The sequence below is a fragment of the Embleya australiensis genome (assembly GCF_051903075.1).
Lineage (GTDB): Bacteria > Actinomycetota > Actinomycetes > Streptomycetales > Streptomycetaceae > Embleya.
In genome coordinates, this window is the sequence record NZ_CP182422.1 from 6441173 (window position 1) to 6451710 (window position 10538).

A 10538-nucleotide genomic window follows, 5' to 3' on the forward strand; every position below is an offset into this window, starting at 1 on the left:
CAATGACCGGACGGGCCACGACGCCTGCGGTGCTCGTCCTCGAGGACGGACGCACATTCCGCGGCAGCGCCTACGGCGCGGTGGGGGAGACGTTCGGCGAGGCGGTGTTCTCCACCGGCATGTCGGGCTACCAGGAGACCCTGACCGACCCCTCGTACCACCGCCAGGTCGTGGTGATGACCGCCCCGCACGTCGGCAACACCGGCGTCAACGACGAGGACCCCGAGTCGTCGCGCATCTGGGTCTCCGGCTACGTCGTCCGCGACCCCGCCCGGGTGCCCTCCAACCACCGCTCGCGCCGCTCACTCGACGACGAACTGACGCGCTACGGCGTGGTCGGCATCAGCGGTGTCGACACCCGCGCGCTGACCCGGCACCTGCGCGAGCGCGGCGCGATGCGGGTCGGCATCTTCTCCGGCGACGCCGCGCACGCCGACGAGGCCGCGCTGCTCGAGCGGGTGCGCACCAGCCCCGAGATGGCCGGCGCCGACCTCGCCGAACAGGTCAGCACCGACGCCGCCTACGTGGTCCCCGCGATCGGCGCCAAACGCTTCACCGTCGCCGCGCTCGACCTGGGCATCAAGGGTATGACCCCGCACCGGATGGCCGAGCGCGGCATCGAGGTGCACGTGCTGCCCGCGACCGCGACCCTGGAGGACGTCAACGCCGTCGCCCCCGACGGGGTGTTCTTCTCCAACGGCCCCGGCGACCCGGCCACCGCGACCCACCAGATCGAGCTGCTGCGCGCGGTCCTGGACCAGGGCACCCCGTTCTTCGGGATCTGCTTCGGCAACCAGCTGCTCGGGCGTGCGCTCGGCTTCGGCACCTACAAGCTCAAGTACGGCCACCGCGGCATCAACCAGCCCGTGCAGGACCGCACGACCGGCAAGGTCGAGGTGACCGCGCACAACCACGGCTTCGCCGTGGACGCGCCGCTGGACACCGTCTCGGACACCCCGTACGGGCGCGCCGAGGTCAGCCACGTGTGCCTCAACGACGACGTGGTCGAGGGCCTGCGGCTGCTCGACCGGCCCGCGTTCAGCGTGCAGTACCACCCGGAGGCCGCGGCCGGACCGCACGACTCCGCCTACCTGTTCGACCGTTTCGTCACGCTGATGGAGACCAAGAGTGCCTAAGCGCAACGACCTGAAGTCCGTCCTGGTCGTCGGCTCGGGCCCGATCGTCATCGGCCAGGCCGCCGAGTTCGACTACTCCGGCACCCAGGCGTGCCGCATCCTCAAGGCCGAGGGCCTGCGGGTGATCCTCGTCAACTCCAACCCGGCCACGATCATGACCGACCCGGAGATCGCCGACGCCACCTACGTCGAGCCGATCACCCCCGAGTTCGTCGAGAAGATCATCGCCAAGGAGCGCCCCGACGCGCTGCTGCCCACCCTCGGCGGGCAGACCGCGCTCAACATCGCGGTCTCGCTCAGCGAGAACGGCGTGCTCGAGAAGTACAACGTCGAACTGATCGGCGCCAACCTCGACTCGATCCAAAAGGGCGAGGACCGCGACCTGTTCAAGGGCGTGGTCGAGCGGGTGCGGGAGAAGATCGGACACGGCGAGTCGGCCCGTTCGGTGATCTGCCACTCGATGGAGGACGTACTCGCGGGCGTGGACACCCTCGGCGGCTACCCCGTCGTGGTGCGCCCCTCCTTCACCATGGGCGGCGCCGGCTCCGGCTTCGCGCACGACGAGGACGACCTGCGCCGGATCGCCGGCCAGGGCCTGACCCTGTCGCCGACCACCGAGGTGCTCCTGGAGGAGTCCATCCTCGGCTGGAAGGAGTACGAGCTGGAGCTGATGCGCGACAAGCACGACAACGTCGTGGTCGTCTGCTCCATCGAGAACTTCGACCCGATGGGCGTGCACACCGGCGACTCGATCACCGTGGCGCCGGCGATGACGCTGACCGACCGCGAGTACCAGAACCTGCGCGACATCGGCATCGCGGTCATCCGCGAGGTCGGCGTGGACACCGGCGGCTGCAACATCCAGTTCGCGGTCAACCCGGACGACGGCCGGGTGATCGTGATCGAGATGAATCCGCGCGTCTCCCGCTCCTCGGCGCTGGCCTCCAAGGCGACCGGCTTCCCGATCGCCAAGATCGCCGCCCGCCTCGCCATCGGCTACACGCTCGACGAGATCCCCAACGACATCACCAAGGAGACCCCGGCCAGCTTCGAGCCCACGCTCGACTACGTCGTGGTCAAGGTCCCGCGCTTCGCCTTCGAGAAGTTCCCGGCCGCCGACGACCGCCTGACCACGACCATGAAGTCGGTCGGCGAGGCGATGGCGATCGGCCGCAACTTCACCGAGGCGCTGAACAAGGCGCTGCGCTCGCTGGAGAAGAAGGGCTCGCAGTTCGACTTCGTCTCCGAGGTCGGCGCCAAGGACGAGCTGCTGGTCGCCGCCGAGAAGCCCACCGACGGCCGCATCAACGTGGTCATGGACGCCATCCGGGCCGGTGCCACGCCCGAGGAGCTGTTCGAGGCGACCGGGATCGACCCGTGGTTCCTGGACCAGATGTACCTGATCCACGAGATCGCCGGCGAGGTCCGCGACGCGGCCGAACTCACCCCCGAAGTGCTGCGCCTGGCCAAGCGGCACGGCCTGTCCGACGGGCAGATCGCGGCGATCCGCGGGATGCGCGAGGAGGTCGTGCGCGAGGTGCGCCAGGCGCTCGGCGTGCGGCCGGTGTACAAGACCGTGGACACCTGCGCCGCCGAGTTCGCCGCGCGCACCCCGTACCACTACTCGTCCTACGACGAGGAGACGGAGGTCGCGCCGCGCACCAAGCCGGCCGTGATCATCCTCGGCTCGGGGCCCAACCGCATCGGGCAGGGCATCGAGTTCGACTACTCGTGCGTGCACGCCGCCTTCGCGCTGCACGACGCGGGCTACGAGACCGTGATGGTCAACTGCAACCCGGAGACCGTCTCCACCGACTACGACACCTCCGACCGGCTCTACTTCGAGCCGCTCACCCTGGAGGACGTGCTGGAGATCGTGTACGCCGAGACCCAGGCCGGACCGGTCGCGGGCGTGCTCGTCCAGCTCGGCGGGCAGACCCCGCTGGGCCTGGCGCAAAAGCTCAAGGACGCGGGCGTGCCGATCGTGGGCACCTCGCCCGAGGCGATTCACCTCGCCGAGGAGCGCGGCGCGTTCGGCCGGGTGCTGGCCGAGGCCGGACTGCTCGCGCCCAAGCACGGCACCGCGTTCTCCTTCGGCGAGGCCAGCGCCATCGCCGCCGAGATCGGCTACCCGGTGCTGGTGCGCCCCTCGTACGTGCTCGGCGGGCGCGGCATGGAGATCGTCTACGACGAACCCTCCCTGGCGACCTACCTGGAGCAGAACGCCGGCCTGGTCAGCGAGCACCCGGTCCTGGTCGACCGCTTCCTCGACGACGCCATCGAGATCGACGTGGACGCGCTCTACGACGGCGAGGACCTGTACCTCGGCGGCGTGATGGAGCACATCGAGGAGGCCGGCATCCACTCCGGCGACTCGGCCTGCGCGCTGCCGCCGATCACGCTGGGCGCGCACGACATCAAGCGACTGCGCGCGGCCACCCTGGGCATCGCGCACGGCGTCGGGGTCCGCGGCCTGATCAACATCCAGTTCGCGCTCTCCGGCGACATCCTCTACGTCCTGGAGGCCAACCCGCGCGCCTCGCGGACCGTGCCGTTCGTGTCCAAGGCCACCGCCGTGCCGCTGGCCAAGGCCGCCGCGCGCGTCTCGCTCGGCGCCACGATCGCCGAACTGCGCGCCGAGGGCCTGCTTCCGGCCGAGGGCGACGGCGGCACGCTGCCGATGGACGCGCCGATCGCGGTCAAGGAGGCGGTCCTGCCCTGGAACCGCTTCCGCGATACCAAGGGCCGCGGCGTGGACACCGTGCTCAGCCCCGAGATGCGCTCCACCGGCGAGGTGATGGGCATCGACGCGGTGTTCGGCACCGCCTACGCCAAGTCCCAGGCCGGCGCGTACGGTTCGCTGCCGCTCAAGGGGCGCGCGTTCGTGTCCTTCGCCAACCGGGACAAGCGCTCCATGGTCTTCCCCGTCAAGGCCATGCACGACATGGGCTTCGAGATCCTGGCCACCGAGGGCACCGCCGAGGTGCTGCGCCGCAACGGCGTGCCCGCCACCTCGGTGCGCAAGCACAGCGAGGGCCCGGGCCCGGACGGCGAGCGCACCATCGTGCAGCTGATCCACGACGGCGACGTCGAGCTGATCGTCAACACCCCCTTCGGCACGGGCGGTCGACTCGACGGCTACGAGATCCGCACCGCCGCGGTCACCCGGGGCATCCCCAGCATCACCACGGTGCAGGGCTTCGCCGCGGCGGTCCAGGGCATCCAGTCGCTGATCGCGGGCGACATCGGGGTCCGCTCGCTCCAGGAGCACGCCGACCACATCACGTCCCACCGAAAGGGCTGACGACACCGATGGCACTTCCCCTGCAGGTGCAGGCGGAGATCGTCGGCCGCGAACCCGCGGGCGCGTACCACCGCCTGGTGCTGCGCGCCCCCGGGATCGCCGCCCGCGTCGAACCCGGTCACTTCGTCGCCGTGGCGATCGGCGGCGTGGACTCGGCGATGCTGCTGCGCCGCGCGTTCTCCATCCACCGCGCCGACCCGGCCGCCGAGACCATCGACGTGGTCTTCGCCGAGGCCGGGCGCGGCACCCGCGAGTTGGCCCGGCTTCGGGTGGGCGACAGCGTGAACGTGGTCGCGCCGCTGGGCACGCCGTTCCCGCTTCCGGCCGAGCCGGTCAGCGCGGTGATGGTGGCCGGCGGCTACGGCAGCGCGCCGATGTTCGCGCTCGCCGAGCGGATCGTCGCCGACGGCGGCTCGGTCGCCTTCGTGCTCGGCGCGGCGACGGCGGAGCGGCTGTACGGCGTGGACCAGGCGCAGGCGATCACCGAGGACGTGGTGGTCACCACCGACGACGGCTCGGAGGGTGTGCGCGGCTTCGTCACCGGGCCGCTGCCCGAGGTGCTGACCGCGGTGGAGGCCGACGTCGTCTACGCGTGCGGGCCGATGGGCATGCTGCGCGCGGTCACCGAGGTGGCGAGCGCGCACGACGCGCGTGTGTTCACCGCGGTCGAGGAGTCGATGGCGTGCGGCGTCGGGGTATGCATGACGTGCGTGCTCCCGGTGGTCGGCGACGACGGCGTCAGCCGGTTCGTCCGCTCGTGTGTGGACGGCCCGTGCTTCGACGGCACCAAGGTGCGCTGGGACGACGCCGGCACGATTCCGGCGGACATCGAGGGCGCAGCGGCGATGGGAGCGCACTGATGACCGACGGCTACGGCGGTTTCGCCGACAATTTCGCCGACAACGAGGACGCGGGCGACTTCGACGACGCGCCGCCGTCCACGATCATGCTGCCGGGCGGCGGGATCGACCTGGCCACCCGGATCGGCTCCACCCTGCTGCCGAACCCGGTGACCACGGCCTCGGGCTGCGCCGGGTACGGCAAGGAGTTGGCCAAGTTCTTCGAGCCGGCCGCGATCGGCGCGGTGGTCACCAAGACGATCATGCCGTACCCGCGTTCGGGTCGGGCCACCCCGCGGATGGCCGAGACGCCGTCCGGGATGCTCAACTCGATCGGCCTCCAGGGCCCCGGGATCGACGCCTTCGTCGAGCGCGACCTGCCGTGGTTGGCGGCGCGCGGCGGGCGCACGATCGTGTCCATCGCGGGCGGGCACGTGGACGACTTCGTGGCGCTGGCCGAGCGGCTCAAGGGCGCGCCCGGCGTGGTCGGCATCGAGGCCAACATCTCGTGTCCGAACGTGGCCAACCGCGGCCAGGTGTTCGCCTGCAACCCGGCCACGTCCTACGACGTGATCCGGGCGGTCCGCGACGTGGCGGACCCGCAGGTGCCGGTGCTGGCCAAGCTCTCGCCGGACGTGACGTCGATCGTGGACATCGCCCGGGCGTGCGTCGAGGCGGGCGCCGACGGCCTGTCGATGATCAACACGCTGCTCGGCATGGCGATCGACCCGGACACGATGAAGCCGGTGCTCGCGGGCATCACCGGCGGGCTCTCCGGCCCGGCGGTGCGGCCGGTCGCGGTGCGCTGCGTCTACCAGGTGCACGCGGCGATGCTGGACGGGCAGATGGCGCAGGTGCCGATCGTGGGCATGGGCGGCATCCGGACCGGTCTGGACGCGCTGGAGTTCATCCTGGCCGGCGCGGCGGCCGTGTCGGTGGGCACGGTGATCTTCAACGATCCGTCCTCGCCGGTGCGGATCCTGGACGAGTTGCGGGCGGCGTTGATCGCCCGCGGTTTCGGATCGCTGGAGGCGGCGATCGGGTACGCGCACCGCTGAGCGCGAGACGTGGGTGGGGGCGATGCCGGTACGGACGGGGTTCGTGCCGGCATCGCCGTGTCCGGGCCCGGGTGTGGTCCGGCCCCGGGCGTGGTCCGTGTCCGGACCTGTGGGCGGACGAATTTTCGATGTCGAGGAGAGTGGGATTCCGATGAGCAACCTCGCACCCGTGGCGGTGGCCCTGGACGCCCCGGACCTGGACCGCGCGCTCGCGTGGGCCAAGGCCGCGGGCCCGTACGTGAGCACGGTCAAGGTCGGCCTGGAGGTCTTCCTGCGCGATGGTGCGGACGCGGTGGCGGGCGCCCGGGAGGCCAGCGGCGGCCGGGACGTGTTCCTGGACCTGAAGCTGCACGACATCCCGAACACGGTGGCCGGCGCGGTGCGTTCGGTGGCCCGGCTGGCGCCGACCTACCTGACGGTGCACGCGAGCGGCGGGACGGCGATGATCCGGGCCGCGGCGGACGCGGCGCCCGACGTGAACATCGTCGCGGTGACCGTGCTGACCTCGATGGCCGAGGCCGACCTGGCCGCGGTCGGGCTGGCCGGTCCCTCGATCGAGGCGGCCCGGCGGCTGGCGGGGCTCGCGGTCGCGGCGGGCGCCCGGGCGATCGTGTGCTCGCCGCGCGAGGTGGCGGCGGTGCGGGCCGAGGTGGGGGCGGGCATCGTGCTGATCACGCCGGGCGTACGACCGGCCGGGGCGGCGCTCGGCGACCAGAGTCGGGTGGCCACGCCGGAGCGGGCGTTGGCGGACGGTGCGGACCTGCTGGTGATCGGCCGGCCGATCACCGGTGCGGCGGACGTCGCCGAGGCGGCGCGCACGATCGCGGCGGGCCTGGCGGCGCGGTAGCGGCGTGGCGGGGCGGCGGGGGCGGCGGAGCCCCGTTCGTCCCGCTTGTCCGCACTCGTCGCCCCCTACCGGCACCCGGTGGACGGAGCTCAAACGTGGGATGGCCCACGGATGCCACTGGGACGGCCGTGCGGAGCCCGCCCACCCCTCCGGGCCCCAGGGCACCGAACCCGGCCACCGGGCCCCCGAGGGCCGCCCCGGACGCCTGCGCCGGCCGAGCACGCCCACCTCGGCGTGAAGTACCCCCGCGCTGCGGGCCGGCCGCGCCGCCGCCTGCAGCCCGCCCGGGTCGGCGCCCGCCGTCCGTGCCGACCGGCTCTCTCCGCGCCGACCCGCTCCGTCCGCGCCGCTCCTGTTCGCGCCGATCCGTCCGCGCGAGCCCGCGTCGGCGCCCGCCGCCTGCGCCGGCCGTGCCGACCGGCTCCCACTCCCGACCCCCGTCCGTGCCGACCGACCCCCGTCCGTGCCGTCCGGCTCCCGCCGTGCCGTCCGGCTCCCGCCGCGTCGACCGCGCCGTCCGGCTCCCGCCGCGTCGGTCCGCTTCCTCTGCGCCGACCGGCTTCGTGCGCGTCGACCCGCTTGCTCCGCCGACCGGCCGGATGGCTCGTCGATTGCATGGGGTCGATCGTGGTGCCGTTGCGCAAGGGTGGTGGGAGGGGGTGCGGGGGCGTGGATGTGCTTCTCGGGGGCCCGGATTCGTTCGACGCTCCGTCAGGTTTGGGTTTTGGTGCAGGTAGCCGGGCTTTTCCCATCGATTCGGGCGACGCAGACCGATTCGCCGACTAGGCTCCCTCGTGAGCCGGCCCGGTGGAGTGTCGCGCGTTGCCGCGGACGCTCTGACCAGCTAGGTTCCACTGTTTGTTGGTGGCCGTCCGAGCCGGGCGGCCTTGAGGATCGCAACGAAGTCCGAGGTGACACGGCGTGGCTCTCCCACCCCTGACCCCCGAAGAACGCGCGGATGCGCTCGCCAAAGCCGCTGCGGCTCGGCGGGAGCGCGCCGAGGTGAAGAACCGGCTCAAGAACTCCGGTGCTTCGCTCAGCGACGTCATCAAGGAGGGCAAGGACAATCCGGTAGTGGGCAAGATGAAGGTCTCCGCCCTCCTGGAATCCCTCCCCGGCGTCGGCAAGGTGCGCGCCAAGCAGCTCATGGAGAAGCTGAACATTTCCGAGACCCGGCGCGTCCGCGGTCTCGGCACGAACCAGATCGCAGCACTCGAACGGGAATTCGGTGGCTCCGCGTCCTGACGCGGGCGCCGGCATCGATCCCCGTACCGTGCACGGCACCCGTCGACTCATCGTGCTCTCCGGCCCCTCCGGGGTCGGCAAGAGCACGGTGGTCGCCGACCTGCGCCGCCGTCACCCCGAGGTTTGGCTGTCTGTGTCCGCGACCACACGTAGACCCCGTCCCGGGGAAACCGACGGTGTGGAGTACCACTTCACCGACGGCGATCAGTTCGACAAACTGATCGCCTCGGATGAATTGCTCGAATGGGCCGAATTCGCCGGGAACTGTTATGGAACCCCGCGACAGCCCGTGCTCGAACGGCTTGACGCCGATGTTCCGACCCTGCTGGAAATCGACCTGCAGGGCGCCCGGCAGGTGCGGCAGGCGATGCCCGAGGCACGCCTGGTGTTCCTCGCCCCGCCCTCGTGGGACGAACTGGTCCGCCGTCTGGTGGGCCGGGGGACCGAATCCCCCGAGGTCATCGAGCGGCGCCTGGCCGCCGCGAAGGTCGAGCTGGCCGCGGAATCCGAATTCGACATGACGCTGGTCAACACGTCCGTCGAAGACGTCGTACGCGAACTGCTAGCCTTGATGAACGTATCTTGATCGTTCGGGCTGCCCGGCAGTAGTCGCCAGACGGCACCAGGCAGCCCGACTTTCACCCACAGCTTTCACAGCTTTTCGAAGGGCCCCTGCCTTGTCAGCTTCTTCCACCGCACCCGAGGGCATCATCAACCCGCCCATCGACGAGCTTCTGGAGGCGACCGACTCCAAGTACAGCCTCGTCATCTACGCGGCGAAGCGTGCTCGGCAGATCAACGCCTACTACTCGCAGCTCGGCGAGGGCCTGCTCGAATACGTGGGTCCGCTCGTCGACACGCACGTGCACGAGAAGCCGCTGTCGATCGCGCTTCGCGAGATCAACTCGGGCATGCTGACCGCCGAGCCCATCGAGGGCTGAGCGCGTCACGCGACGCATCGCCGAGGGCTCGACGGGAAACCGTCGGGCCCTCGGTGTATTTCGGCCCGCACACGCGGGTGAGCCGGAGGGTGGGGGAGCAGGGTGGACCGGATCGAGGGCGACACGCCGACGCCGCAACCGAACCCGCGCCGACTGGCGGTGGACACCCTCCTGGACGCGCCGTTGGCCCGTGCCGGCGATCGGGCCAGGGAGTTGCGCGAGGCCGGCTTCGACGGAGTCTTCACCTTCGAGGGCCCCAACGACGTCTTCCTGCCGCTGGTGCCCGCCGCCGCGGCGGGCGTGGACATCATGACCAACATCGCGGTGGCCTTCCCGCGCAGCCCGACCCACCTCGCGCACACCGCGTACGACCTGCACCTGGCCTCGCACGGCCGCTTCCGGCTCGGCCTGGGCACCCAGATCAAGGCGCACATCGAACGCCGCTACGGTGCCAAGTGGTCGCGCCCGGCGGCCCGGATGGCCGAGACGCTGCGCGCGGTGCGGGCGGTGCTCACCTGCTGGCAGCGGGAGACGCCGCTGGACTTCCACGGCGAGTTCTTCGACCTGACCCTGATGCCGCCGACACTGCGCCCCGGGCCGAACCCGTACGGGCTGCCGCCGCTGCTCGCGGGCGGGGTGGGTCGGCGCATGATCACCACGGTCGCCGAGCACGCCGACGGGTTGCTCGTGCACCCGCTCAACACCGACCTGTTCGTGCGCGGCCCGCTCACCGACGCGGTGAACGACGGCCTGGTCTTGTCGCAGCGCACCCGCGAGCGGTTCTCGGTGATGCTCGACGTGATCGTCGCCGCCGGGCGCACCGAGGAGGAGATGCGCGCCGCGATCAAGGGCGCGCGGGCGATGGTCGCGTTCTACGCCTCCACGCCCGCCTATCGGCCGGTGCTCGACGTCGAGGGATACGGGGCGCTCCAGGTCGAACTGCACGCGCTGATCCGGGCCGGCCGCTGGTCGGACATCCCGCACGCGGTCGACGACACGTTGCTGAGCCGGGTGGTGGCGATCGGCGAACCCAAGGACGTCGCGGCCGAACTGGCCTCGCGCGCCTACGGGGTCGCCGATCGACTGGGCTTCTATCTGCCGTACCGGGCGGACCCGGCGTGTGTGGCGGAGGTCCTGGACGAACTGCGCGCCCGGACCTGAGCCGGAC

The 10538-nt window shown here is 71.5% G+C and carries 9 protein-coding genes; all 9 read left to right on the forward strand.

Features of this window, described 5'->3' with window-relative positions; genetic code table 11:
* The first annotated feature begins 2 nt into the window (after positions 1-2).
* The 9 genes from carA (at position 3) to ACMXN5_RS27690 (ending at position 10531) form a co-directional block, all read left to right on the forward strand.
* Positions 3-1136, forward strand: coding sequence for a glutamine-hydrolyzing carbamoyl-phosphate synthase small subunit (carA, locus tag ACMXN5_RS27650; protein WP_395791119.1), 1134 nt, complete (start codon positions 3-5; stop codon positions 1134-1136).
* Positions 1129-4440: a carbamoyl-phosphate synthase large subunit gene (gene carB / locus ACMXN5_RS27655; protein WP_439677498.1), complete on the forward strand. Its 3312-nt coding sequence runs from the start codon at positions 1129-1131 to the stop codon at positions 4438-4440. The genes carA and carB overlap by 8 nt, the downstream gene beginning before the upstream one ends.
* Positions 4441-4448: 8 nt before the next feature.
* Complete coding sequence (locus tag ACMXN5_RS27660; protein WP_380039426.1) at positions 4449-5300, forward strand: dihydroorotate dehydrogenase electron transfer subunit; 852 nt, start codon at positions 4449-4451, stop codon at positions 5298-5300.
* Entirely contained in the window at positions 5300-6337 is a 1038-nt protein-coding gene (locus ACMXN5_RS27665; protein WP_380010137.1) for a dihydroorotate dehydrogenase, read from the forward strand. Before ACMXN5_RS27660 ends, ACMXN5_RS27665 begins: the two co-directional genes overlap by 1 nt.
* Positions 6338-6488: 151 nt before the next feature.
* A complete protein-coding gene (gene pyrF, locus ACMXN5_RS27670) occupies positions 6489-7184 on the forward strand; it encodes an orotidine-5'-phosphate decarboxylase (RefSeq protein ID WP_439677500.1) in 696 nt (231 codons plus the stop codon).
* 921 nt (positions 7185-8105) lie between these two features.
* Entirely contained in the window at positions 8106-8429 is a 324-nt protein-coding gene (gene mihF / locus ACMXN5_RS27675) for an integration host factor, actinobacterial type (protein WP_026218483.1), read from the forward strand.
* Between the two features lie 13 nt (positions 8430-8442).
* Positions 8443-9015: a guanylate kinase gene (gene gmk, locus ACMXN5_RS27680; protein ID WP_439678094.1), complete on the forward strand. Its 573-nt coding sequence runs from the start codon at positions 8443-8445 to the stop codon at positions 9013-9015.
* 91 nt (positions 9016-9106) lie between these two features.
* Positions 9107-9370 (forward strand): DNA-directed RNA polymerase subunit omega, encoded by a 264-nt coding sequence (gene rpoZ, locus ACMXN5_RS27685; protein ID WP_020551792.1) that lies wholly within the window; start codon positions 9107-9109, stop codon positions 9368-9370.
* A 102-nt stretch (positions 9371-9472) separates the two neighbouring features.
* Entirely contained in the window at positions 9473-10531 is a 1059-nt protein-coding gene (locus ACMXN5_RS27690; RefSeq protein ID WP_395790933.1) for a TIGR03617 family F420-dependent LLM class oxidoreductase, read from the forward strand.
* Positions 10532-10538: the final 7 nt, after the last annotated feature.